Genomic DNA, 25,415 nt, shown 5'->3' on the forward strand with positions numbered 1-25,415 from the left:
CTACTTATTTTTCGTCATACCAAGAGTAGTGGAATGTTCCTTCTTTGTCTTTACGTTGGTAAGTGTGGGCACCAAAGTAGTCACGTTGCGCTTGGATCAAGTTAGCTGGAAGGTCAGCTGAACGGTAGCTATCAAAGTAAGTAATAGCTGCTGAGAAAGTTGGCACTGGCACACCAGCTTGAACAGCAAGAGCTACGATATCACGCACTGCTTGTTGGTACTTAGCAGTAACATCCAAGAAGTACTCATCCAAAAGAAGATTCGCAAGGTCTGCATCACGGTTGTAAGCATCTGTAATCTTTTGCAAGAAACGAGAACGGATGATACAGCCATCACGCCAGATAGATGCGATATCTGCAAATGGCAAGTTCCAGTTATTTTCTTTAGAAGCTACACGCAATTGAGCAAAACCTTGTGCGTATGAAATGATTTTTGAGAAGTAAAGGGCTTGACGGATCTTTTCAATCAACTCAGCCTTGTCTCCTTCAAATTTGAAGGCAGCTGGTTTTGGAAGAACCTTGCTTGCATGTACACGTTCTTCTTTGTAAGTTGAAATGTAACGTGCAAATACTGACTCAGTGATGAGTGACAATGGCACACCAAGGTCAAGTGATGATTGGCTAGTCCATTTACCAGTTCCCTTGTTACCTGCGGCATCAAGGATGTAGTCTACGATTGGTCCATCTTGGCCTTCATCGTCTTTACGGCTCAAGATATCAGCTGTGATTTCAATCAAGTAGCTGTCCAATTCACCCTTGTTCCACTCAGTAAAGATTTCAGCCATGTCTTCTGCAGAAAGACCTAACAAGTGTTGCATCAAGTCATAGCTTTCTGCGATCAATTGCATATCACCGTACTCGATACCGTTGTGAACCATTTTCACATAGTGACCAGCTCCATCAGGACCGATGTAAGTCACACATGGTTTGCCATCTTCTGGTGCTTTAGCTGAGATTTCTTCAAGAACATCCGCAACCAATTCGTAGGCCTCTTTTTGTCCACCAGGCATGATAGAAGGACCTTCAAGGGCACCTTTTTCACCACCAGAAACCCCAGTACCGATAAAGTTGATACCTGAGTTTGCCAACTCTTCATTACGACGGATTGTATCTTTGTAGAAAGTGTTTCCGCCGTCGATCAAGATATCACCCTTGTCAAGGTGTGGAAGAAGGGCTTGAATTGTAGCATCTGTACCAGGTCCAGCTTGAACCATGAGCATGATACGACGAGGTTTTTCGATTGAGTTTACAAAACTTTCAACGTCATAGCTTGGTACAAAGTTCTTTTCAGGATGGCAAGCAATTACATCTTCAGTTTTTTCTTTACTACGGTTGTAAATAGCAACTGTGTAACCACGAGATTCAATATTAAGGGCAAGGTTACGACCCATTACGGCCATACCTACGACACCAAAGTTAGCTTTTGTCATTTGACACTCCTCTTGTTTAATTTGTTTTATTTTATCATTTTTACTTTTGAAAAGAAAGAATTTTGTAACGACTGCTTAGTAGTCCAAAGCATCCGCATGTCCAGAACCATTTCCAACAAAGTATCCTGTCTTACAGTTAAGGGTAAAGAGATAGGTTCCATCTGGCTTATAGAGGTTGTAATAACCATTGCCATTAACGATATTAACACGTTCAAGGATATATTGGTTACCAGTAATATAACCACGTGAGCGTGAAGTTGCTAAAATTTGTTCCAAAACACCATCCGCGAAATCCCAGGCAGAATTATTGCTATCATCAATAGCAGACTGGTTATAAGAAACACGACTCGCACTTCTTTGAACAGCAACTCCTGCACTTGATACACCCATATTGACTTCACTGCGGGTACTTCTAGTTTCAGTTGATGCAGCATTTGAACTACTTGGACTTGTTTCACTAGAAGTATTTTCACTTGCTTGACTAGAACTTAAGCTGCTAGTTTCACTTGAACTTGAGCTTGAAGCACTTGTTTGCTGGCTCTTACCAAGACTGATAGCCTTATCTAGAACTTTATCAAGCTCCGTATTTCCAGTTTTAATATCTGTAAATTTAGCATCTGATTTAGCTTTAGCGTTAGTATCCAAGACACCATCCACAATAGCTGGCTTCTCAAATTGAGCATTGACATCTTGAATGGCCTTGATTTGAGTTGCTAGGCTATCATACTTAGATTTGGCAAGCGTATATTCACGACTGCCTTCCAGCTTATCAAGTAAGGTTTTTAGTTGGCTCAGTTTGTCAAACTGGCTATTCTTCAAAGCAGTTTTATTACTGTCTGTATAGAAGGCATCATATAAATTATTGAATTCTTCTACATCTGACTGCGTGTTTGTAGTTGATTGAGAAGTCTGGATTTCCTTGGTCGAACGAGCCACTTGACGATAAACATAATAACCAGTTCCAAGGATAAGAACCACTAAGGCTGCTAGAATACCGTAAAGCACCCATTTCTTCTTACTTTTTCCATCTTCACTATCTGTGACTCGAGAACGTGTGAGAGCCTCTTCCGTCTCAAATTCTTCGACAAGAGGAGCTTCTGAAACTCGTGTTAATTCTAAATCATCAAACTGATTCAATTCATCTTCTGGAACTAGAGAAGTTACTCCTGTTTCCTCACGAAGCTCTTGAAGCAAATTATCCAGAGTCTGAGTCTCCTCTATCTCTTCTACCTCTTCTTTTTCAACTAAATCATCCTTGCTAAACTGACGTGTTTCAAACTTATCTGCCTCAATTTCATCTTTATGTTGTTTCACATACTTGTCCAAGATAGAATCTCCAGGCAACACACCTGCTTCCACCTCTTCATTTTTTCGCATAGCTTCTCCAACTGTTAGCTCTTTGGCATCATCAAAATCAAATTGCGCTTCTTTATGTTCTATATTATGACGATTCCGTCTTTTCTTACTCATGAGTTTTCCTTCCTACTTTACTTCCTGACGTTTAACACGCTGACCAAAATATTGATACAAATCAACTTTTAAGGTTCCATTGTACAACTTCCGTTTCTTATCCGCCTGACTACCGTACTTGGTCTCAAAGGCTTCATCACTAGTTAGGATAAACTTACTCCACGTTTTCAGCGGTGCAAATACTTGACCCATCTCAGCATAAAGCTTGGTAACCCCTACATCATCTGACAAGCGTTCACCATAAGGTGGGTTAGAGATAATCACTCCATTGATTTTATCAGAACGCAAATCCTGCACTCGCATCTGCTTAAAGATAATATCTCCTGCAACACCTGCTGATTGAGCATTGGCCTTAGCAATTTCCACCATACGTGCATCAATATCACAGCCCATGATATCTAGCTCAAGCTCACGATCCACTTTCTTAGCTGCTTCTGTGCGAACTTCTTGAATCAAGCGATCGCTAATCCAGTTCCATTCCTCAAAGGCAAAGGAGCGACGAAGACCAGGAGCCATCTGTCTAGCAATCATAACTGCCTCGATACAGAAAGTTCCTGAACCACAGGTTGGATCAATCAAGGGCTTGTCTGGATACCAGTTAGAAAGCTGCAAAATAGCTGCTGCCATGTTTTCCTTGATAGGAGCCCCACCTTTTTCGGTACGATAGCCACGTTTAAAGAGGCTAGTCCCTGTCGTATCAATCATGACAGTTGCTATGTCTTTCAGAATAGAAACCTCAATCTTAAACTCAGGACCATTCTCCATCAGAGGAACACCTTCTGGACGAGCATAGTGTTTTTGCAACTTCTTAACAACAGCCTTCTTTGAAATAGCCTGAACACTGGGTTCATTGTGTAGTTTAGATTTAACACATTTGGCTTTCGAAATCGGGAATCGAGCTCCAAGTGGTAAATAATTTTCCCAATCTAGAGCGAAAACTCCCTGAAAGAGCTCTTCAAAAGTCTTAGCTGGGAACGTTCCTACGATAATCTTGATACGGTCTGCCGCCCGAAGCCAGAGGTTGGTTTCGATAATGGCTCTCACATCTCCTTGAAAACGAACACGGCCGTTTTCAACCTGACAATCGTAGCCCAACTCTCGCACTTCACGTCCCACAACAGCCTCAAGACCCGCTGCAGCAGTAGCGATTAAATTAAATTCTTTTTTCATTTTCAGTCTTATAAGACCTTTCTATATGTCCACTTTAAAAAATGAGGTTGAGAAAGTTTTCTCAGCCCCAACCTATATGCAATTTTCTATAAGCCATGTTTTGTTCCAGAAGTGACTAGGACCACTTCCTTCGATAACCATCTGTCTACTACTAACAGCCTAGAGCTGGTAGCAGTCAGAGTACTACGTTCGTTTCCGTGTACTCCATGCCCCGACCGAAATTTGGGTTGCTAGCTTGAGGGGTTTACCGCGTTCCACTCTCTCTGTTTCCAGAAAGACTCCGTCACTGTGGCACTTTCAAGCCTACTCTGACCTATCCAAGGACTTAGCCATTTCAACTGCCGTAACGATTTCTCGTCCCTAGGCTTATGGTTTCGCCTAGCACAAACACTACAGGCATCACAGCCTGTGCTAGCATGGACTTTCCTCATGAAAAGAAATTCTCCTCACGCGATTATCCAAAAATTGCACTTTTCAAATAAGCTCTTATAAATCAGAGTTATCCAAAATTTGTTTACCAAATACTTCTTTCTCAAGACGATTTAGACGTTTCAAAATATCAAAATTCGTCATAGAAGTTGTAGCAGTCACTTCAAGTGGTTCTGCTTGAACCGGTGCAGATTCAGGTTTGCGAGACAATTCTTCCTTCAACTCTGCAATTTCTTGACGGAGAGACTTGACTAAGGCAGCATAAGTTTCGTAGTCCTTGATGACATCGTCCAAAAATTCATCAACTTCAACCTTACTATATCCACGGACTTCACGTCCAAACTCTTGCTCAAAAATATCTTTTGCTGAAAAAATAATACTTGCCATCTCTCTCTCCATTCTCGGTTTCTAATAGTATTATTATATAAAAAAAGGCAAACAAAAATCAAGGTCAAAGCCCTACTTTTCAGAAAAATTTTCTACTAGCTCATTTAAGTCTTCAAAGGTCAGTCTTTTTATACGATAACCTTCCTGATTTTTCATCAAATTGTCTATAAATTTTAATTTGGTTTCATTTTCTGGATCATAGAAAAAATAAGCTAAATCAGTATTTTCCAGTAAAAATCGTTGGTAATCTCGTAGTTGCCCCATATGTTCATATTTAGGATAGGCATATTTGACAAAATCGACCTGCTTAAATTGGCTAAGTTTAAGCTGATTCGCTTCATTCCAATTTTCCCCGTGTGTTTCAAAATCAAAAATGGTCGCTAGGCTGAAATCATATTCTTCTTTCATTTCATTTGCGACATCAAGCACCCAAGATTCAAATCCCAAGTTCCCTGTAAAGACCAGCCATTTAATCCCTTCTTCTGCTATACTTTCTAAATCACGGCGAATGGCTTTCTTTATAATTTTTAACCTGATATCTTTTTCATTAAACAAACCCAAGTCAAAATTAGAATATCCCATAATTAAAGCTGTAGTCATTTTTACACCTTTCTTTCTATTTTTATGGTATAATAGAGTGATGTTATTGTACCAATAAGGAGAAATATGGTCAACTATCCTCATAAAATTTCATCAAAAAAAAGCCAAACATCCATTTCTCAACCCAAAAATTTCGCAAATCGAGGAATGACTTTTGAAAAGATGATCAACGCTACCAACGACTACTATCTGAGGCATGGCATGGCAGTTATCCATAAAAAGCCAACGCCTGTTCAGATTGTTCGAGTAGACTATCCTCAACGTAGTCGAGCCAAAATTGTAGAAGCCTATTTTAGACAAGCTTCCACAACAGATTACTCTGGCGTGTATAGAGGACATTACATTGACTTTGAAGCCAAGGAAACGCGACAAAAGAATGCTATTCCAATGAAGAACTTCCATCTTCACCAGATTCAACATATGGAACAAGTTCTAGAACAGCAGGGCATTTGCTTCGTACTGCTTCATTTTTCTTCTCGACAAGAAACTTACTTGTTGCCGGCACTTGATTTGATTCGCTTTTATCATCAAGATAAGGGCCAAAAATCAATGCCACTTGGATATATTCAAGAATACGGATATTTAGTAAAGCAAGGAGCTTTCCCTCAAATTCCCTATCTCGATATTATCAAAGAACATTTACTAGGTGGTAAAACAAGATGAATAAACAAACTATTCTGCGATTCTTAAAGTATACTGGAATTACATTTCTTACCTTATTTATCGCATTATTTCTATTAGGTGGAGGTGTCTTCCTCTACTTTGTTAGCAAGGCTCCAGCCTTATCTGAAAGTAAATTAGTTGCGACAACCTCTAGCAAGATTTATGATAATAAGAACGAACTGATTGCTGACCTTGGTTCTGAACGTCGCGTAAATACTCAAGCAAATGAAATCCCTACTGATTTGGTCAAAGCCATCGTGTCTATCGAAGATCACCGTTTCTTTGACCATAGAGGTGTTGATACTATTCGTATCATGGGTGCAGCATTGAGAAACCTCCAAGGTGGAGGAGGCCTTCAAGGGGCATCAACCTTGACTCAGCAATTGATTAAATTAACTTATTTCTCTACCTCAACTGCCGATCAAACCTTATCACGTAAAGCCCAAGAAGCTTGGCTAGCCGTTCAATTAGAGCAAAAAGCAACCAAACAAGAAATCCTGACCTACTACATCAACAAAGTCTACATGTCTAACGGTAACTATGGAATGCAAACCGCAGCCGAAAATTACTATGGAAAAGACTTGAAGGATTTAAGCTTGCCACAGTTAGCACTCCTAGCTGGAATGCCTCAAGCACCAAACCAATATGATCCATATTCCCATCCAGAAGCTGCTCTAGAGCGTCGTAACTTGGTACTTTCAGAAATGAAGGGGCAGAAATACATAAGCGCAGAAGATTACGAAAAAGCTATTAATACGCCTATCACTGACGGTCTTCAAAGCTTGAAGTCAGCCAATAGTTACCCAGCCTATATGGACAACTACCTCAAAGAAGTAATCGACCAAGTCGAACAAGAAACGGGCTACAACCTTCTTACCACAGGTATGGAAGTCTATACTAATGTCGACAAAAATGTTCAACAGAGACTTTGGGATGTTTACAATACAGATGAGTACGTTGCTTATCCAGATGATGAACTCCAAGTAGCTTCCACTATCGTGGATGTAACAAATGGTAAAGTCATTGCTCAGTTAGGTGCCCGTCACCAATCAAGTAATGTATCTTTCGGAATCAACCAAGCCGTTGAAACCAATCGTGACTGGGGTTCTACTATGAAACCAATCACTGACTATGCTCCCGCTTTAGAATATGGAGTCTATGACTCTACTGCGTCTATTGTACATGATGTTCCTTATAACTATCCTGGCACTGATACTCCAGTCTACAACTGGGATCATGGCTACTTTGGAAACATTACAATCCAGTATGCTCTTCAACAATCACGAAATGTCACAGCCGTTGAGACTTTGAATAAGGTCGGTCTAGATAGAGCTAAAACCTTCCTTAATGGTCTTGGTATCGACTATCCAAGCATGCATTATGCAAACGCCATTTCAAGTAACACAACTGAATCCAACAAACAGTACGGTGCAAGTAGTGAAAAAATGGCAGTTGCCTACGCAGCTTTTGCTAATGGTGGTATTTACCACAAACCAATGTATATCAATAAAATCGTCTTCAGTGATGGTAGTGAAAAAGAATTTTCTGATGCCGGTACTCGGGCTATGAAAGAAACTACTTCCTATATGATGACCGAAATGATGAAAACTGTCTTAGTATACGGAACCGGACGTGGAGCCTACCTACCTTGGCTTCCACAAGCAGGTAAAACAGGTACTTCTAACTATACTGACGAAGAAATTGAAAAGTATATCAAGAACACTGGTTACGTAGCTCCAGATGAAATGTTTGTAGGGTATACCCGCAAATATGCAATGGCTGTTTGGACAGGATACTCAAATCGTCTAACTCCAATCATCGGAGATGGTTTCCTTGTTGCTGGTAAGGTCTATCGTTCAATGATAACTTACCTTTCTGAAGATGACCAACCTGGAGATTGGACAATGCCAGATGGCTTGTATAGAAATGGAGAATTCGTCTTCCAGAACAACGCAAAGAACACATGGAATAATTCAGTAACACAACAAACACAAACAGTTGAAACTCCAAGCACAACAGCTGAAAGTTCAACTACACAGGCAAGTACGACGGTTGGTCAACAACCCAATAATGCTCCAGCAACTGATCCTAACCAAGTACAAGCTGGTCAAGCTGTTCAACCGACACAACCAGTACAACCAACGCCACAAAATCCACAAGTTCAACAACCACAACAGTGAGATGAAAGAAAATCCTGAGAATAAAAACTCAGGATTTTTTCTACAAAAAAATTAGCTTCATAATCTTTGAAAGTGAAGAGAGGTTTCAACTCATTTTCGATAAACCAAAAGAAGTTAGTAAATAACTAACTTCTTTTTATCTTATTTCACATGTTTTGCGAGTTCTTCTTGCGCTTTTTTATTGGATTCTTCTTTTTCTTTCATCCATTTATCTTGAGCTTTTTGGTATTCATCTACAGTGACTGCCTTGTCTTGAAGTTCCAAGTATTTGTATAGGAGCGGATCGCTTGTCCCCTTGTTACCAGAGAAGGCAAATGGCATCGTAAATGGTACCATCTTAGACAAGATTGGGCGACCAGTGAGTGATGTTGTTGGGATAATCAAGGCACTATCTGTCAACCAAGCTTGGGCAGCAGCGTATTTATCATATCGTTTAGCAACATCTGTAGTCTCATCATCAGCTTCAGTAACCAATTTTTCGTAGTCATATAGACCTACTTTTTTAGCAGCTACATTATCTTTCCCTGAGTCAAATCCTAAATATGTTTTAGTGCTTTCACCAACTGATGGTTTGATGATATCAAGGTAGGTTGATGGATCGGCAAAGTCTGGACCCCAACCGACATTATCTGAAATATCCCAATCTTCCCCAGCTGCTGTTTCAGCAAAGTAGGTAATATTGTTTACTTCATCCTTTTGTAGCTGTTGAATATCAATGACAACATTATCTGTACCCAAGGTTTCTTCAACCGATTGTTTGAAAGATTGGACACGTTGAACTTTTGTAGTTGCTGTCTGATCAACTGGCATATCCAAATGAATTGGGAAGGTCACTCCTTCTGCCTGAAGAGCAGTCTTAGCCTTCGCAAATTCAGCCTTCGCCTTGTTTGGATTGTAGAGACCATCTTGAGCATCTGCGAAGTTGACATCCTTCCATTCATCCCCATAAGTTACCAATTTTTCTTTGACCATATCGCCAAAGTTTTTCCCATCTGCTTGAACAAATGTTGGTGGTACAAAGAGATTACGCAAGATTTTGCTTGCACCACTGGCACCGTTCACTTGTGAAGCATAGGCCGTACGGTCAAAACCAAAGGCAATAGCCTGACGGAAATCCTTGTTTAAGAGAGCCTTTTTAGTAGAAGTCTTTTGTTCGTCGCTGGTCTTAGAAGTATATTTATAAGACTGACGATCAATATTTGTACCAACTAGATAAGTCGTAGAGTCTTGTTGGGTATAGACAATATTGTCTTTCATATCTTTTTCAAGCTCTGCGAAACTTGCACTTGTTGGATAGAGACGAGCTGCTGTAAGGCTACCATCTTTAAAGTTTTCTGCAGGTTTGCTGGTATCTTGCCCATCCCAGAATGACAATTTGACCTTGTCAATATGCACATTGTCCTTATCCCAGTAATTAGGATTTTTCGCAAACTCTACAGATGATTTCGCTACTAGAGATTTCAAAACGAAAGGTCCATTGTAGAGAATACTGTTTGGATCTCCAGCCTTGGCAAAATCATCCCCTTTTGAGTTTAAAAACTCTTCATTGACTGGCGCAAGCACACCCATGGTTGTTTTAGAATTCCAAAAACTTTCAGGTTTGTTCAATGTGTATTGGACTGTTTGATCATCAAGAGCTTTAATCCCAACTTGAGAGAAATCTTTATTTTCCCCTTTAGCGTATGCATCCAAACCTTTGATTGAATCCTGTACCAAGTAAAGAGCTTCAGATTTCTTATCTGTCGCATATTTAAGTCCTGTCACAAAGTCCTGAGCCTTAACAGGAGCATACTCTTCTCCCTCAGACGTGTACCACTTGGCGTCTTTACGAATTTTATAGGTATAAGTCAAACCATCCTTAGAAACAGACCAGTCCTCTGCCATAGAGGGAATCAAATTCCCATAGCGGTCATTTTCAAGCAATCCATCAATCACATTACTAGTAATATTGGCAGTCGCTGCCTTACCAGTTGTCAAATAGTTGAGATTATCTGGTTCAGTCTCATAAGTAAAGGCAAAGGTCTGCTCACCTTTAGCACCTGACCCCCCTGAACAAGCAGCTAAAACACCCACTGCTAATAAAGTCACTCCCGCAAGAGCCAATACTTTTCTTGTTTTCATCGTATTCTCCTTTGTTTTTTTATTCATTATAGACTCTTTTTCAAGTCCTGTCAATAAAATTTTCTGAATTTTTGAAAATTATTTTTTAAACATTGCATCTGCAAAAATATGAGTAATATCAAAAAATCCCTCAACTACATTAGGTAGTCAAGGAATTATCAATCACATTTCTAAAAAGCAACTGGTAACAGTTCTAGGTGTTTAATCTAACTCATTTCTTACGCACTGCAAAGCTGCTCCAATTACTTGGTGCATATCGTAATAACGATAGTGTCCTAAACGACCACCAAAGATAACATTCCCTTGCTCATCAGCTAATTTTTTATATGATTTATACAAATGATTATTTCGATCATTATTTACTGGATAATAAGGCTCATCACCTTTTTCCCATGTTTTAGAATGTTCTTTAGTAATGATAGTCTTTGCTTGATTCCCAAACTCAAAATGTTTGTGTTCAATAATACGAGTATATGGAGTTTCTGCATCCGTATAGTTCACAACTGCATTTCCTTGGTAATTCTCCATATCCCAGGTCTCATTTTCAAAACGAAGACTACGGTACTCTAGTTCACCTAATTTATAATCAAAGAATTCATCAATCATACCAGTAAAGACAATCTTAGGGAAGTCCTTCATATATTGTTCTTTATTCGCAAAGAAATCAACATTTATTTCTACATCAATATTTTCATGATCCAACATTTTTTCAACTATTTGAGTGTAACCACCAATTGGAATCCCTTGATAGGTATCATTAAAATAGTTGTTATCGTAGGTCAGGCGTACTGGCAAACGGCGAATGATAAAGGCTGGCAGTTCTGTAGTTGACTTGCCCCACTGTTTCTCTGTATAATCTTTGATTAATTTTTCGTAGATGTCTGTACCCACAAGAGAGATAGCCTGTTCTTCCAAATTTTCAGGAGTTTTGCCATTTAAAACAGCACGTTGCTCATCAATCTTAGCCTGTGCTTCTGCTGGGGTTACAACTCCCCAAAGTTTATTGAAGGTATTCATATTGAAAGGAAGGTTATAAATCTCACCCTTATAATTAGCAACAGGGGAGTTTGTGTAACGGTTAAACTCTGCAAACTGATTTACATAGTCCCAAATTTCCTTATCAGAAGTATGGAAGATATGGGCACCATATTGATGAACTTGAATTCCTTCCTCTTCACGAGTATAGATATTACCCGCGATATGATTTCGTTTTTCAATGACTTTTACTTTTTTCCTTTTAAGGCTGCTTCATGGGCAAAGACTGCACCAAAAAGACCAGCACCAACAACAAGATAATCGTACATCTTAAGCTCCTTTATTTTTTAATAATTGTTGCTTTAACTCACTTAGATTTATTACTTTAAAACTCAAAATCATACTAGCATAAATTATTGCTCCTAGAACAGCGTATAGTCCCACATTAATCATCGGTGATATATTTAGGAATTGTTTTATAAATAGCAAAATACCATACATAACTCCAGATGAGATTATAATTTTTATTAGTGAACCTAGAATGGGCACCTCTCTCAAATAAGAACGAGTATAGAATAACTGTATCAACCATACTAGCACCTCTGTTAAGACAGATACAATTGCAGCACCTATATAGCCCAACTTTGGAAGCAAGAGAAGATTTAATCCCACACTAACAATGGCAGGAATTGTTGTTGACAGCATAAATTCTTTATTCTTATTATGTGGGATTAGCATTTGAAATCCCATAATATTGGTCCAACCAATAAAGAACATTCTAAAAATCATAATTGCAATCGCATAACGTGCGTCTTGGAAATCTTTCCCTAGGAAAAAGGTAACAAAATCATCATTTACAATTAGCATTCCTGCCATAATAGGGAAAATAATCAAATTATAAATCAGAAATGACATCTCATGCATTTTGTTGACTGCTTTATGATCTCCTGAAGATAAAAGATTTGAAACTCGGGGCAACATGACACTCCCTAATGAAGTTACCAATGTTAGTAGAATATTAATCAATTTTAATGCTTGATCATAGATCCCGACATCATTTGTAGATGACATCATTCCTAACATCGTACGGTCTAAAGTTGCATATAGTGAAATAGCAATCTGAGGGAGGAATAATAAAAGAATTGGCTTTAAATGATATTTAGTATAATCTATATCAAAATGTGGTTTTCCGATAAACTTTCGAGCAGGTAACCACATACTTAATTGTCCCAATAACTCAAATATCGTTAAGAGAAAGACATAAAGATAAAGATCTTTCGCTGATTTTATCAATAAAAATATTGAAATTACACCAACAAGCTTCACTAATATGTTTCTGACTGTAATCTTACGAAAATCTTCTAAGCCCTGAAAAAGCCAGGATATATCTAATCCTTTAGAAATCAAACTCATTCCTAATATATATGCAACAGGATTTCTCATTTCGTCAACCCCAAAACATAAGAAAGTGTATAAGATAATTGATAATAATGTTGCACCAAATTGAAGAGTATATATCCCCCAGAAATTCTTTGGAATATTTTTTCTATTTCTCGAAATTTCCTTAGTTCCATAGCTGGCAAGCCCCAAAGTAGCTAACAAAATAAAATAGGTAACAATAGAATTAAAGTAGCCATATGTTCCTAAATCAGTTGCAGAAAATACCCGTGTCACATACGGAGTCGTAATAATCGGAAGTATAATTACTAACAATTGATAGGAAAGGTTGTAGGCATAATTTTTTAATACTTTCACTATTCCTCATCTCCATTATATCTATATTTTACATAATTAAAACAACTTTTTAATGCTAGCTAATTAACTAGCCAAGTATATTTCTTAAAACATTTTTTAAATATTACTGTTACTATTAAAGATACAAATAACGTAATGAAGAATCGTAGTACAACCATAAAAATTATTCCAAAAGGTGAAAACATAAACTGAGAATTCAATGAATAACTTATATATAATATTAAATAATTTAATGGATCCGAAAAAATATATATACCTAATCCATTCATTAAAATCAGCTTAAAAAAGTAACTACTACCACTGCGCTCTTTCCGAGAAATCAGGTATGAAATACTATATGTTAATAAAGAACCTAAAATAGCTAATAACTCAACTAATATTTTACTAACTAGTGTGTAAGTATATTTAAGATTAAAATTCAACAAAGTAATCAAAACAAATACTATAGACAATATCAAAACATAATTTCTTTTTTTACTTATAAATTGATTGTATTTTTCTCTCTTTGATTCAAATACAAATCCCATACTAAAATAAAATAGAAATTGTAACGGGGCTTTAAATAAAAGTGGATCAACTTTATAACTTAAAATATGTAATACATAAAAAACAATAATTGTAGCAAATTTTATTTCTCTTTTTAAGGTAAAAAATGAAATAATAAAAATAATAAATAAAGTAAATAAATACCATAAATGATTATTCCCAATTAAAAACAATTGTCCCAATACTGCTCTAGAAAAAGTTGTATACTCAAAATAATTAGAGAAATATTTTATTGGAAAAACATATAATAAAGTAAAAATAACAAATGGAATAACCAATCGCTTAATCTTCTGTTTTAGAATTAACATAAAATTAATCCATTTATCTCGTTTAACCTGCAGGTAATAGAAAGCTCCAGATAAAGCCATAAACATTGGCATATGAAAATAATATAGAATTTCTCTCACTTTATCAAAAGTTTTATACAAAACTAATGACATATTTTGTTCTAAATATTGTTGATAATCAATCCCTCCATATTTAGTTGAAATTATATAATATGTACTATGGCTTACAAGTACCATTAAGATTGCTACTACTTTTAAAATATCGTATTCCTTTTTCATGTACTCTCTCTATTCAAAATTAAAGCGTAAAATATTCCTATAAAAAGAATAAATAATGGTGTATCTATAAAAATTGCAGTAAATAATAAAATTATAAATAAGAGAGCAAACATTTTTGTACCTATAGCCCCCCCCTTCTTAATTAGTACACTAATTACCGGATATAAATAGAATATCCCTAGTATTACTCCACCCTGAGCTAAAATAACAAATAGACTATTGCTATATCCTAAGTTCGTACGAATAAGAGTATTCATATTTGATTCAATTGCTTTCAACCCTAACGTCAATCCTGAACCAAAAAAGAAATTAGCTCTCCAGGCTAAAAATCCAGCTATATAATCATCAAACCTAATACTAGCTGAAATTGAGTCAGATTTTTCTTCCCAAACCTGTAAAAAAGCATATATAACTATTGGAATTGCAATCAAGCTCACATGTTTAAATAAGGATTTTTTCAGCATTAGAACTCTATAAATTAATAATAATCCTATTACAAATATCCCTGTTGTAGAAACTGTTGTCAAAAGAGTCAGAGTTAATAAAGATAATCGTTTAATACTATTTTCTAAAAATAATTCCTGAATTATAAGTGCTGAACTTAACATTAAACTCCACATTGGAGCCTCCGCAAACATACCACTATTTCTAATAAGAGTAGTTCCAAAAAAATGAATTCCTTGAGTTTCAAAATATAGATTAAAATAACTTGGTGTTGGAAGTCCACCGTTCCAATTATTTATGACGACATTTGTTGGATGAACAACCTTTAAAATACTTCCAAAAGTCCAAAATATTAAAGAAACTATAGCAAAAATCAAAATAATTTTCACAAAGGTATCTAAAAAATCAAATAATTGGCCATTAAAATTCTTAAACATTAACAAGATAAGCATAAGAGGTGCTATCACAAAATAAAACAATATTTCATTTATTGATAAAGAATTAAATGTTATGAAAATGTTAGTAATACATACAACTAAATAAATTAGTACTATCGTTAAGATTATTTTAAAGTAATTATAATTTATTTTGCTTGATATTAGTTCTAAAACTGTTGCTATTATAACTACTAATGCTAATATTGGAATTAACTTATTTGAATCACCTGTGTTTACATATATAGAATTTGTCGTTATAACAATTAATAACGACATTAATACGTCTTGGATACTTTTCAGATTAATTTTCAATTTTATATCCCCTTATTCCGAACAATATTTTTAAATTTAAAATATAAACTTGGAAACAATAAGAATAAGCTATATTTCAATTTTAATTTTGAAGAAGCTTTAGAATCAAAGATTATACTCCAGTAAAATGAACGTACTTTTTTAACAATATTTTTTAAAGCTTTTTTGTCCGTAGAAGCTGCGGCTTCAGATATATGAAAAGAACCTTGAACAATTTTAAAATTTAACGCCTTTTCTACACTATTACCATCATAAAATTGTTTTATTTGGATTCTATTATTCTCGCCTGCATCAAAAAAATCAAATCGCTTTTCGGTAAATTGAGATTGTACGATACTTCCAGGACGACGATAGTAATGATAAGTAACAACAGGTGAAATAACTATTTGTTCAGCTAATCTTAAATGTTCAGCTACAACAAAAAAATCTTCATAAATTTTTCCTACAGGAAATGGTCTCATTGCTAAAATTTGTTTTTTATAAAGTTTTGCACATGCAGATACCGTTGCAACTTTATCTTCCAACATTAATTCTAGTGCTTCTTCTTTCGTAACTCTTTTACTAGATTCTAAATTAAATTGTTCCTTGCTAAATTTTTCATATTCATTTGTCGTTTGAACTTTTGTTGAAATCAAATCAGCTTGATATTTCTCTTGAATAAGAGTCAATAATTCAAATGTAAAAGGCTCTATATAATCATCCGGATCCAAAAAGAATATCCACTCATTAGTTGCTTTTAACACTCCATAATTACGTGCATCTGATAAGCCACCATTCTCTTTATGAAATACCCTAATCCAATCATATTCTTGAGCATATTTATCACATAATTTTCCTGAATTATCAGTAGAGCCATCATTGATTAATAAAACCTCAAAATTTTTATGAGTTTGATTTACTAAACTGTCTATAGCATAATGAAGGTAATCCTCAACATTATATACAGGAATAACTACACTAATATTCATCCATCTCGCTCCATTCTTTTTGTTGCTTATTGATTAACGGTTTTAAGATGAGATTAAATATATTTTTAAATCGAGAATTTATATAAATTAGTGAGACCGTTTTTTTCGAATGATCATATTTCCATCTATAATGGCACTTATGAGCGTAACTAAATAATCGGCTCGCTTCCTCGATATTTTTATTCATTATAAACAACTGACATTGCTTGTTGATTAAGTATGTCAATACGTCTCTGACTACTGGTTCTATGTTCTTATCAAATCGAATTACTTCATAATAATCGAGAATTTTTTTGGTTACTCTATTGTGATGATCTGCTTTTTGTTTCATCACATTTAAATTCATACTCTGATCTTTTCTACCTAAGAAATACTGGTAAATATTCAAATCAAGATAAACATAACTTTTTACATATTGCAAAGGTAACAAAGTATATTCCATATCTACATAAAAGGTTTTTTCACTTATATTAATTCTAGATTCATTCAATACAGATGTTTTGTAAGTCAAAGCATGCATGGGAATTCGTTTGAAAGGTATTCCATCATATATTTTATTACAGTCTAATATATCAGAAAAGCCAATCTCTATTTCAGTCTGATTATAGGTATGTTGTTCAGTATAATTTGTAATAATCATATCGACATCTATACCTTTGAGTTCTTCTAATAATTTTTCAAAACTTGGTACATCAATCCAATCATCCCCATCAATAACTTTAAAAAATTTTCCTTTAGATTCTTTTATACCAACATTAATCGTTGACCCATGTCCACCATTCTCTTTATTAACAACTCTAATATTTAGACAACTATTAATAATTAATTCTTCTACAACATGAAGTGAGTTATCCGTACTGCCGTCATTAACAACAATCACTTCAAAATCCGCATAATATTTTTTATCTACTTGTTTAAATGATTCTATGCACTTAGTAATATATTGTTCAATATTATACATTGGTACTATGATTGTTACTAATTTATCGTACATTTCATTCTCCTGTCATCTTTTCAATCAAGTCAATCCATTGTTTAGTAATTTTCTTTTTATTGAATTTATCAGTATCTAACATCGCATTTTTCGAAAAGCCTAATCTCAATTCATTATTTTCAATTAATTCTATTATTTTTTGACTCATTTGATTTATATCAAAATTCTCAATTAGATAACCATTTTCTCCATCCAATACGATTTCAGCTGGTCCAGTAGGACAATTAAAACTGACAATAGGTAGTCCATATTGTTTTGCTTCTAAAAGAACTAAGGGAAGTCCTTCATAACGGGAAGTCATTACATAGATAGCATGGTATGGATAAATATTATCTGTACCTTTCACATTCCCCTTAAAATGAACTCTTGACAAAACGCCACCTTTATCCAATTCCGTTATCAAATCTTGTTTAATTTGATCATTGCCTGAGCCGTATATATCCCACTGCCAATCAGGATATCTTGATAAAACGTTTATAGCTACTTTAGATAGATAATCATATCCTTTTTGGCTATCAAACCTACCTACAGTAATTAGTTTTTTAGAATCAAAATCTGATTCTTTTTTGATTTCAATAGGATTTATCCAGTTATAGATAAAGTCTATATTGTGCGAGCTCAAATTATATTTTCTAATATAATGTTCCCTATCATTAGAGGTCAGTGTTATTATTTTATCTGCAAATTTCGCAGCAATATATCTCTGAATCTTTTTTACAGTTGTGTCTATATCTACTATAGAATTAGTATGATCACAAGATATAAATTTAGTACTTAAACCAATAGTACTTGTTATACCCACAATATTCATACTCACACCTATTCCGAATAATACCTCAATACTGTTTTCTTTAATATATGTTCTTAGTAACTTTACAGCTTTAAGAAAGTTCTTACTCATTGATATTTTTTTCGGAGATAGATTCTTATAACAAACTGTATTGCTTAGTGGAAAAAATATTTCTTCAGTACTTATAACTGAAATTAAATGTACTTCGTACACTTCTGACAATTCATTAGCAAGATCTGTAGCTACTTTTAACCCTCCATCTGTGCCATTTATACTCCACTTAACTAAAGCTATTTTCTTCATTTATTTTGTTAACTCCTCAAAGTGGGGAATCCTATCTTCCACAGGTGGCAACTGCATATAATTGCCATAAATGTTTTTTAAATAACTATCATAATTTACTGGACAATTAATATATGTATCTTCAAAAGGTAATAAGATTCCATCTCCAAAAAAATCTTGTTCTACAATTTCTTTGTCTCGATAACGACCTAAAATATTACCTACATATCTTGAACTATCATAATCATAAGATTTTATTAATTTCTTAAGTTTTTCATTCATTATTGAAGTTGAGATAACTTTATTAAATTTCAACAACTTAGCAATTTTGACTAGTAAATTTTCTAAAGTTCCTCTATTTTTATCAACCAATTGATCTATGACTGAGAACTTATAAAGCATCCTATAAAAGAGAATTTTTTTTTCAAAATAATATTTTTTTAGGCTGTTTACTGGCATCCCATCTAACGGAAATATATCCAAACACACCTCATATTTTTCTCCTAAAATTAAAATACCAGATTTTAATTTATATTGAAAAACACCTAAATTCACTTCCGAACTTTCTAAAATATATTTTTTATTATATTTTTCAAAATCTATTCCATTTATAAACTTTTCAAAGTCCTTTCTTGGTAAACCTAAATCCATATCATCATCCCAAGGAATGAACCCTTTGTGTCTTACAGCTCCTAACAGACTACCTCCCAGAGCAAAATATTTAATATTATTTTTAGAACATATTTTTATAAACTCTTTTAATAATTTCAATTCTTCTTCTTGAATTTTCAATAAAATTCTTTCTTTTTTTGTCATTACTACTATCCACCTTATTTCAAAATTCTATACAATTTAGGTCTAAATTTTGATTGAATAATTCCTAATAAAAAAACTGAATATTTTTTGGGTAATTTTTGAATCACTTTTAGTAAAATAGATTCTTTAACATTTTTATAACTACCTTCATAATATTTTTTAAATTGATCTATGTGTGCAACATTACTACCTTCTTGCCAAGGTCTTTTTGATAAAAAACTTGTTGTGAAATGTCGCAAGACTATATGTTCTCTGGCATTTTTGATTTCCTCTTCTGAATAATAATTAATTGGTTTTTTAAAAACTATCATTTCTTCATAAGTCAAATCTTCAAATATAGTCATATAATTATATTCTGGAGGAAGTACCCCAAATGAGTTATATAAAACTGCATTTAAAACACCTAAATCACCTTGTAATATAGTCCCATTAAACTTTTGAATTACTTTCAAAAATCTTTCTTCGACCTTATTATTTCTCCATAACTCTAAATTAATAAGCATAACTCCAGCATTAAACATTGGTTTATCAATTGGTATACCCAACACCTGCTTATATTCTTTATTAAAAGTATCATTTACTCCATAGAGAATTTTATCTTTAAAATCAATATCAAAAATACTTTTTAAAGAATCCATTACAATAATATCACTATCAAGGTAGAGAACTTTACTAATCGAAGAAGGAAGAACACTCCCAATAAACAATCTGCTAAATGAACTAATTGAACCCCTATCTAAATGTAATTTAAATGGAATCTCAATGTTCTCTATCCAATTTATTTCTCTCTGAGCAAATTGTTTTGATAATCTATTTATCTTTTCTTTATTTCTATCTGAAACTTTATCAGCAATGATCCATAGATTTAAATCTAAATCTGAATTAGTAGTATAAAGTGACTTGATAGAAGCACTCAATACATCTACAAAATTATTATCTGTGGCATAAACTATATTCATAAAATCCCTACTTTTAAATTTTCCCATTTCACTTATAAAAAAGATTGAGTGAGATATATTCGAGACTTTTACCTCTACAAATATCCTACACAATCTAAACTATTTAGCTCCATGTCTATTAAATACAACTTTTATTGTCTTCAATAAAATTTCAATATCTTTCCATATTGTCCAGCTATCTAAATAAGTAATGTCTAATTTTACCACGTCATCAAAGTTTTTAATATTACTTCTACCACTAATCTGCCAAAGTCCTGTAATTCCAGGTTTAAAACTTAGCCGACGTTTTTGTTCAGGTGTATACTTCATATACTCATCCAAGGTTGGTGGTCTAGTACCAACTAAACTCATATCACCCTTTAGAACATTCCAAAATTGTGGCAATTCATCTAGACTCGTTTTTCTAATAAAGTGTCCAATCTTTGTCACGCGTGGATCGTTTTCAATCTTAAACATTCCACCTTGCATCTGATTCTGACTCATCAAATCTTTTTTAATTTCCTCAGCATCCACTCTCATAGAACGGAATTTGTAGAATTTAAATATACGTCCATTCCTACCAACTCTATCCTGAGCAAAAATAGCAGGACCTCCGTCTCTTTTTATCAGAGGAACAAGAAAAATAGACGCTATACCACAAATTACTAGACCAAACAAGGAACCGATGATATCCATCATTCGTTTTAAAGCAATATCACTCGAACGATAAAAGGTTGTCGAAAAATTAACAACACTAGAATTTCCAAAGCGTTGAATCGCTTTTTCGCTATTGGTCACAAAATCTAAAGCTGCTATATTGACAGCTACTGATATGCCCATCGTTTCAAATTGAGAAACACAGTCTGCAATTAAAAAGCTTCCGCTTGGAAGATTTATCACCACTTGATCTACGACTGATCTCGTAGCATATGTTACCAGATTATCCAGCTTAACTATTTCTACATCATAAAACTGAAATTGCTCATCATCTACAATACAAATAGCCGAAACATAACCGTAATCATAGGTAGATAACTGCTTTAAAACTCGATCAACTCGTGCTCGTGTGGTTACAAGCAAGATTTGCTGAGTATATTTTTTCTTGTGAGATAAGAACTTCCAAGCCTTACGAATGAAGAGATTAAGCACTAGGATGAGAAGTGTATTTACCCCTACAATCCACAATAAATTGTAGATGCCTAAATAAGGTAAGTCCGGCGCTAACAATGGAAAAACAACAACAGCTAATAAAAGATAGACCAATTCGTACTTTATAGTCTGTATCAGTTCCTGTGCTAAACCCCGATATTTGAAATTCTTACTATAGTCACTGGCATAGTAAGAAATAACATGAACAACCATTAAGAATGTTAGAGGTCCATGAATATCCAATACAATAGATAACACATAAATTGGAAACAGTTGTATTATGAGAATCTCTAATTTTCGAATATTTGATACTTCTCTCAAAACTACCTCCTAGATAACTCTATCTACTTCTTTTTCCCATAATTTCCATAGGAACCATAGGCTCCATAACCACCATAAGCTCCGTATTTTTCAACTTCGGTGTTAAATTTATTTAGAACCAGACCTAAAAATGGAGTTCCGGTTTGTTCTAACTGTTCCTTGGCCTTTAAGACATCACGGCGTTTTGTCTCTCCAGCGGCTGTCACCAAGATAGAAGCATCACATTTTTGTGTAATGATAGCAGCGTCAATAACCATCCCAATTGGTGCAGTATCCACAATGACATAGTCAAAATACTTACGCAAGGTATCAATCATAGTATGGAAATTTTCACTCTGCAAGAGAGCTGTTGGGTTAGGTGATACTGGACCTGCCTGAATAACAAATAAATTTTCAACATTTGTATCACAAAGTCCATGTGAAAGATCTGTGGTTCCTGCTAAAAAGTCAGTCAATCCAGTAATTTTTTCTCTTGACTTGAAGACACCAGACATAACTGAATTACGGATATCCGCATCTACTAGTAATGTTTTATAGCCTGCACGCGCGAAAGCCCAGGCGATATTAGTTGAAGTTGTAGATTTCCCTTCACCAGGTTTGACAGATGAAATAGCAAGAACTTTCAAATTATCACCACTCAATTGAATATTGGTACGCAAAGCATTATAGTGTTCTTCAGCTTTTTTCGCAAAATCTAAACGCTTTTTTGAGATTTCTAATGTTGGCATGTTTTCTCCCTTACTTTAACTTATCCAAATCTGGAACAATTCCTAAAAGTGCAACCTGCATGACTTCTTCGACATCTTCTGGTCGTTTGACACGATCATCCAATAGTTCAAGCAATAAGATCGAAACAACCATCACCACTCCACCTGCTAAGAAAGCAATCGCGGTATTACGACGAATATTAGGTGATGAAGGAGTTAGAGCTGGTCTCGCTTCCTCTAGTGTTGTCACATCAGACACACGAGTTACAGAAATAATTTTTTCCGCAGCCACTTCACGAAGAGCATTGGCGATACGGCTTGCTTCTTCAGGTTGGGCATCTTTTACAGCAATTGACACGATACGAGTATCAACAGGTACTGTGACCTGGATTTTCTTACTTAATCCCTTAACTGTTTTCTCTAGTTTAAGATTTGAAATCACCTTCTCCAGTACATCTTGCGAAAGGATAATTTCCTTATAGTCTTTTACCAAGTAGGTGCCCGCCTGCAAATCCTGGTTCGTCAAGCCTGCTTTATCAGATTGATTTCGATTGACCACATAAATACGTGTCGTGCTAGAATACTCTGGCGTCAGTACAAAACTACTTACGCCGAAAGCTAGAACAGCTGCCACTATCGCAGTCAAGATGATAGCGATTTTCTTTTTCCAAAGGATTTTAAATAATTGGACAATGTCAATTGCGATTTCTTTATTTTCTTTCATGTCAACTCCTAAATAATTTGATCAGCTAAGATGAAGCGAGAATTTTCAATAAATAATTCTTTCGCCTTACTTTCACCATATTGTTTTGAGACGATCTCATATGCTTCTTTCATGTAAGGTGGTCTTTGGTCTAGATTGTGCATATCACTAGCAACAAAATGTACCAAATCACGCTCTAAGAAATAGCGAGCTCGTTTCTTCATGAATTTGTATTTATCTCCAAATAGCTTTGGTTTTAAGATACTTGAACTGTTGATTTGAGTGTAGCAGCCCATATCAATCAACTCTTTTACCCTTTTTTCATTATTTTCTAACTCATGGTAGCGTTCGATGTGAGCAACTACAGGGGTTATACCAAGCATGAGAACATTGCTCAAAGCAGTATGGATCTCCCTGTAAGGGGTAGCCATACTAAACTCAATAAGGGCATATCGTGTTCCATTGAGACTTGGAATCACCTGCTTCTCTAACTTTTCAAGCACATCATGGGTATAATAAATTTCTGCTCCATAGAGGATCGTCAAGTCTGGAGCTACTTCCTTGGCTAGCTCCTTCACTTCTTGGAAATTTGTTGCTATTGTTTCCTCAGGAGTTTCAAACATTCCTTTACGTCTATGCGATGTCGATACAATAGTCCGTACACCTTGTCTATAGGCTTCTGTCAAAAGCGCCTTACTTTCTTGCTTAGTTTTCGGACCATCATCCACACCAAATACGATATGCGAATGAATATCAATCATTTTGTCTTATTTTCCTTCCATCACATCATTGATTGCTGCCTTGACTGACTCTAAACTGCTATCACTTATTTCCATCATGTAGAGGTTGCTCTCAGGCATAGCATAGGATGGTAAATCCATCCGCCCTGTTCCTTTAAGATCTTGTGAATTGATCTTATACGTTCCACCACTCTCAAGTTGGGCATTGATCAAGTTCATCATGGTTTCAAGTGGCATATTGGTTTGAATCGAATCTTGCAACCCTTTTATAATACCATCATAATTTTTCAAAGCTTCTGTCGAGGTTAGCTTTTGGATAATAGCGACGATTACCTTTTGCTGGTTACGGCCACGATCTCGGTCACCATCAGCCAAGGAATATCTTTCCCGAACAAAAGCAAGAGCTTCTTGTGAATCTAAATGAACATTGCCTATTGAATAATGTTTCTTATTGGCAAGTGCTGTAAAATCTTGGTCATTATAGACATCAACACCACCAAGAAGGTCAATCAACTTCAAGAAAGAAGTGAAATTCAAACGAGCATAATAGTTCAAGTCGATACCATAGAGATTTTCCAGTGTGTGAATTGAAGCATCTACTCCATAAATCCCCGCATGGGTCAACTTATCTTTTTGATTATTCCCTCCGTCTGCAATTGAAACATAAGAATCACGAGGTGTTGTTGTCAAGAGAATCTTTTTCGTTTCACGATTCACTGTCATAATGATATTGACATCCGAACGAGAAACTGAACTGATAGGACCGTAGGTGTCGATTCCACTGATATAAACGTTGAAACTGTCGCCTTTGACATCCTTTGGAGTTTCGACCTTCTTAGTCAATTCTTTGGTATAGATTTTCTTAATCTTTGAAGCATAGTCTGGATATTCTGATTCGATAATATTTTCAAAGACACTGTTCAGGAGGATTGCCTTTGTATCTCCAGCTAACAAGCTCTTATAAGCCGCAAGATAAGAACTGCTTTCTTCGACTGTCAATTCCTTGTTTTGACTACCCTTCAGATCATTCAGCAACTGTTGGATATTATCCTTATCTGTTCCAGTAGGTCCCATTACACTTGTTACCTGACTGATATTATCAATTGGACTATCTGCTAACACCGCAATACTCATCGAATAATTTGAGTAGTTCGATGTTGCATTCAAGCGACTAGTAAAGCCAATGAACTGACTTACAGCAAAGAGAGAAGTTCCATTAATTAACACACCAAGTAGTAATAAAATCAGCGTTAGATTTTGAACTTTCTTGGACCGAATCAAAAAGAAGCACAAGATGGCTAAGGCTACAATTAAGACAGCAACCACTATATTGAGATATCGGAAGGCTAGCATATTGTACTTGAAAATCAAAAACAATAAAAAGACTGCTAGTAATGCATAGATAGCTAGCAACCCCCAACTAATCACTATTTTTGTTTTACCCTGACGAGCTCGTTTCGAAGATCTACTCACGATATACCTCTATTATCAATTTTTATTTCATTTTATTATATCATAAAAAA

21 protein-coding genes, 1 other RNA gene and 1 pseudogene are annotated in these 25,415 nt (G+C 35.1%); 2 read left to right on the forward strand and 21 right to left on the reverse strand.

Annotated elements, in window-relative coordinates; all coding sequences use genetic code 11:
• Positions 1–4 precede the first annotated feature (4 nt).
• The 6 genes from gndA to SK637_RS08065 form a co-directional block, all read right to left on the reverse strand.
• The gene (gene gndA, locus SK637_RS08040; RefSeq protein ID WP_000158778.1) at positions 5–1,429 is read right to left on the reverse strand and encodes an NADP-dependent phosphogluconate dehydrogenase; all 1,425 of its coding nucleotides are present in this window, start codon (positions 1,427–1,429) and stop codon (positions 5–7) included.
• Positions 1,430–1,504: 75 nt separating this feature from the next.
• Positions 1,505–2,899, reverse strand: a complete 1,395-nt coding sequence (gene mapZ, locus SK637_RS08045; protein ID WP_033689347.1) for a cell division site-positioning protein MapZ — start codon at positions 2,897–2,899, stop codon at positions 1,505–1,507.
• A gap of 12 nt (positions 2,900–2,911) precedes the next feature.
• Positions 2,912–4,069, reverse strand: a complete 1,158-nt coding sequence (locus SK637_RS08050; protein WP_033689348.1) for a THUMP domain-containing class I SAM-dependent RNA methyltransferase — start codon at positions 4,067–4,069, stop codon at positions 2,912–2,914.
• 84 nt (positions 4,070–4,153) lie between these two features.
• Positions 4,154–4,535: RNase P RNA component class B (gene rnpB / locus SK637_RS08055), an RNA gene on the reverse strand.
• Positions 4,536–4,555: 20 nt separating this feature from the next.
• Entirely contained in the window at positions 4,556–4,885 is a 330-nt protein-coding gene (gpsB, locus tag SK637_RS08060) for a cell division regulator GpsB (protein WP_033689349.1), read from the reverse strand.
• 72 nt (positions 4,886–4,957) lie between these two features.
• Positions 4,958–5,485 carry an SLOG family protein gene (locus SK637_RS08065; RefSeq protein WP_033689350.1) on the reverse strand — a complete coding sequence of 176 codons (528 nt, stop codon included), beginning with the start codon at positions 5,483–5,485 and terminating at the stop codon, positions 4,958–4,960.
• A 66-nt stretch (positions 5,486–5,551) separates the two neighbouring features.
• Between SK637_RS08065 and recU the strand changes: the two genes are divergently transcribed.
• Together recU and pbp1a are read left to right on the forward strand one after the other, a co-directional pair.
• The gene (recU, locus tag SK637_RS08070) at positions 5,552–6,148 is read left to right on the forward strand and encodes a Holliday junction resolvase RecU (RefSeq protein WP_033689351.1); all 597 of its coding nucleotides are present in this window, start codon (positions 5,552–5,554) and stop codon (positions 6,146–6,148) included.
• Positions 6,145–8,328 (forward strand): penicillin-binding protein PBP1A, encoded by a 2,184-nt coding sequence (pbp1a, locus tag SK637_RS08075; protein WP_033689352.1) that lies wholly within the window; start codon positions 6,145–6,147, stop codon positions 8,326–8,328. The genes recU and pbp1a overlap by 4 nt, the downstream gene beginning before the upstream one ends.
• A 141-nt stretch (positions 8,329–8,469) precedes the next feature.
• Here the strand turns inward: pbp1a and SK637_RS08080 are convergent, their stop codons facing one another.
• The 15 genes and pseudogenes from SK637_RS08080 to cpsA all read right to left on the reverse strand — a co-directional run bounded on the left by SK637_RS08080 (position 8,470) and on the right by cpsA (position 25,365).
• Positions 8,470–10,449 carry a peptide ABC transporter substrate-binding protein gene (locus tag SK637_RS08080; RefSeq protein ID WP_033689353.1) on the reverse strand — a complete coding sequence of 660 codons (1,980 nt, stop codon included), beginning with the start codon at positions 10,447–10,449 and terminating at the stop codon, positions 8,470–8,472.
• Between the two features lie 201 nt (positions 10,450–10,650).
• Positions 10,651–11,753 (reverse strand): annotated as a pseudogene (gene glf / locus SK637_RS08085) (UDP-galactopyranose mutase).
• 1 nt (position 11,754) lies between these two features.
• Positions 11,755–13,179, reverse strand: coding sequence for a flippase (locus tag SK637_RS08090; protein WP_033689354.1), 1,425 nt, complete (start codon positions 13,177–13,179; stop codon positions 11,755–11,757).
• Positions 13,180–13,238: 59 nt separating this feature from the next.
• A complete protein-coding gene (locus SK637_RS08095) occupies positions 13,239–14,291 on the reverse strand; it encodes an acyltransferase family protein (protein ID WP_033689355.1) in 1,053 nt (350 codons plus the stop codon).
• Positions 14,288–15,484, reverse strand: coding sequence for an O-antigen ligase family protein (locus SK637_RS08100; RefSeq protein ID WP_080710558.1), 1,197 nt, complete (start codon positions 15,482–15,484; stop codon positions 14,288–14,290). The genes SK637_RS08095 and SK637_RS08100 overlap by 4 nt, the downstream gene beginning before the upstream one ends.
• A gap of 2 nt (positions 15,485–15,486) precedes the next feature.
• Positions 15,487–16,452: a glycosyltransferase family 2 protein gene (locus SK637_RS08105; protein WP_033689356.1), complete on the reverse strand. Its 966-nt coding sequence runs from the start codon at positions 16,450–16,452 to the stop codon at positions 15,487–15,489.
• Positions 16,442–17,446: a glycosyltransferase family 2 protein gene (locus SK637_RS08110; RefSeq protein ID WP_033689357.1), complete on the reverse strand. Its 1,005-nt coding sequence runs from the start codon at positions 17,444–17,446 to the stop codon at positions 16,442–16,444. The genes SK637_RS08105 and SK637_RS08110 overlap by 11 nt, the downstream gene beginning before the upstream one ends.
• A 1-nt stretch (position 17,447) precedes the next feature.
• On the reverse strand, positions 17,448–18,539 hold the full coding sequence (locus SK637_RS08115) for a glycosyltransferase family 4 protein (protein WP_033689358.1): 1,092 nt from the start codon (positions 18,537–18,539) through the stop codon (positions 17,448–17,450).
• Entirely contained in the window at positions 18,540–19,334 is a 795-nt protein-coding gene (locus tag SK637_RS08120; RefSeq protein ID WP_033689359.1) for a LicD family protein, read from the reverse strand. It abuts the gene before it with no gap.
• A gap of 14 nt (positions 19,335–19,348) precedes the next feature.
• Positions 19,349–20,320: a glycosyltransferase family 8 protein gene (locus SK637_RS08125; RefSeq protein ID WP_237397627.1), complete on the reverse strand. Its 972-nt coding sequence runs from the start codon at positions 20,318–20,320 to the stop codon at positions 19,349–19,351.
• Between the two features lie 72 nt (positions 20,321–20,392).
• A complete protein-coding gene (locus SK637_RS08130) occupies positions 20,393–21,742 on the reverse strand; it encodes a sugar transferase (RefSeq protein ID WP_033689361.1) in 1,350 nt (449 codons plus the stop codon).
• A gap of 23 nt (positions 21,743–21,765) precedes the next feature.
• Positions 21,766–22,470 carry a tyrosine-protein kinase gene (locus tag SK637_RS08135; protein WP_033689362.1) on the reverse strand — a complete coding sequence of 235 codons (705 nt, stop codon included), beginning with the start codon at positions 22,468–22,470 and terminating at the stop codon, positions 21,766–21,768.
• A gap of 10 nt (positions 22,471–22,480) precedes the next feature.
• Positions 22,481–23,173: a CspC family polysaccharide chain length determinant protein gene (locus tag SK637_RS08140; RefSeq protein ID WP_033689363.1), complete on the reverse strand. Its 693-nt coding sequence runs from the start codon at positions 23,171–23,173 to the stop codon at positions 22,481–22,483.
• An 8-nt stretch (positions 23,174–23,181) separates the two neighbouring features.
• The gene (gene cps4B / locus SK637_RS08145) at positions 23,182–23,913 is read right to left on the reverse strand and encodes a capsular polysaccharide biosynthesis protein Cps4B (protein WP_033689364.1); all 732 of its coding nucleotides are present in this window, start codon (positions 23,911–23,913) and stop codon (positions 23,182–23,184) included.
• Positions 23,914–23,919: 6 nt separating this feature from the next.
• Positions 23,920–25,365, reverse strand: coding sequence for an LCP family glycopolymer transferase CpsA (gene cpsA / locus SK637_RS08150; protein ID WP_033689365.1), 1,446 nt, complete (start codon positions 25,363–25,365; stop codon positions 23,920–23,922).
• Positions 25,366–25,415: the final 50 nt, after the last annotated feature.

The organism is Streptococcus mitis, assembly GCF_000722765.2.
Classification (GTDB): domain Bacteria; phylum Bacillota; class Bacilli; order Lactobacillales; family Streptococcaceae; genus Streptococcus; species Streptococcus mitis_AQ.

Coding starts and splice junctions, on each gene's coding strand:
- SK637_RS08080 (WP_033689353.1), bottom strand. CDS start 10,449: ATGAAAACAAGAAAAGTATTGGCTCTTGCGGGAGTGACTTTATTAGCA.
- gndA (WP_000158778.1), bottom strand. CDS start 1,429: ATGACAAAAGCTAACTTTGGTGTCGTAGGTATGGCCGTAATGGGTCGT.
- SK637_RS08140 (WP_033689363.1), bottom strand. CDS start 23,173: ATGAAAGAAAATAAAGAAATCGCAATTGACATTGTCCAATTATTTAAA.
- recU (WP_033689351.1), top strand. CDS start 5,552: ATGGTCAACTATCCTCATAAAATTTCATCAAAAAAAAGCCAAACATCC.
- SK637_RS08050 (WP_033689348.1), bottom strand. CDS start 4,069: ATGAAAAAAGAATTTAATTTAATCGCTACTGCTGCAGCGGGTCTTGAG.
- cps4B (WP_033689364.1), bottom strand. CDS start 23,913: ATGATTGATATTCATTCGCATATCGTATTTGGTGTGGATGATGGTCCG.
- gpsB (WP_033689349.1), bottom strand. CDS start 4,885: ATGGCAAGTATTATTTTTTCAGCAAAAGATATTTTTGAGCAAGAGTTT.
- SK637_RS08095 (WP_033689355.1), bottom strand. CDS start 14,291: ATGAAAAAGGAATACGATATTTTAAAAGTAGTAGCAATCTTAATGGTA.
- SK637_RS08065 (WP_033689350.1), bottom strand. CDS start 5,485: ATGACTACAGCTTTAATTATGGGATATTCTAATTTTGACTTGGGTTTG.
- SK637_RS08115 (WP_033689358.1), bottom strand. CDS start 18,539: ATGAAGAAAATAGCTTTAGTTAAGTGGAGTATAAATGGCACAGATGGA.
- SK637_RS08125 (WP_237397627.1), bottom strand. CDS start 20,320: ATGGGAAAATTTAAAAGTAGGGATTTTATGAATATAGTTTATGCCACA.
- mapZ (WP_033689347.1), bottom strand. CDS start 2,899: ATGAGTAAGAAAAGACGGAATCGTCATAATATAGAACATAAAGAAGCG.
- SK637_RS08110 (WP_033689357.1), bottom strand. CDS start 17,446: ATGTACGATAAATTAGTAACAATCATAGTACCAATGTATAATATTGAA.
- SK637_RS08105 (WP_033689356.1), bottom strand. CDS start 16,452: ATGAATATTAGTGTAGTTATTCCTGTATATAATGTTGAGGATTACCTT.
- pbp1a (WP_033689352.1), top strand. CDS start 6,145: ATGAATAAACAAACTATTCTGCGATTCTTAAAGTATACTGGAATTACA.
- SK637_RS08120 (WP_033689359.1), bottom strand. CDS start 19,334: ATGACAAAAAAAGAAAGAATTTTATTGAAAATTCAAGAAGAAGAATTG.
- SK637_RS08135 (WP_033689362.1), bottom strand. CDS start 22,470: ATGCCAACATTAGAAATCTCAAAAAAGCGTTTAGATTTTGCGAAAAAA.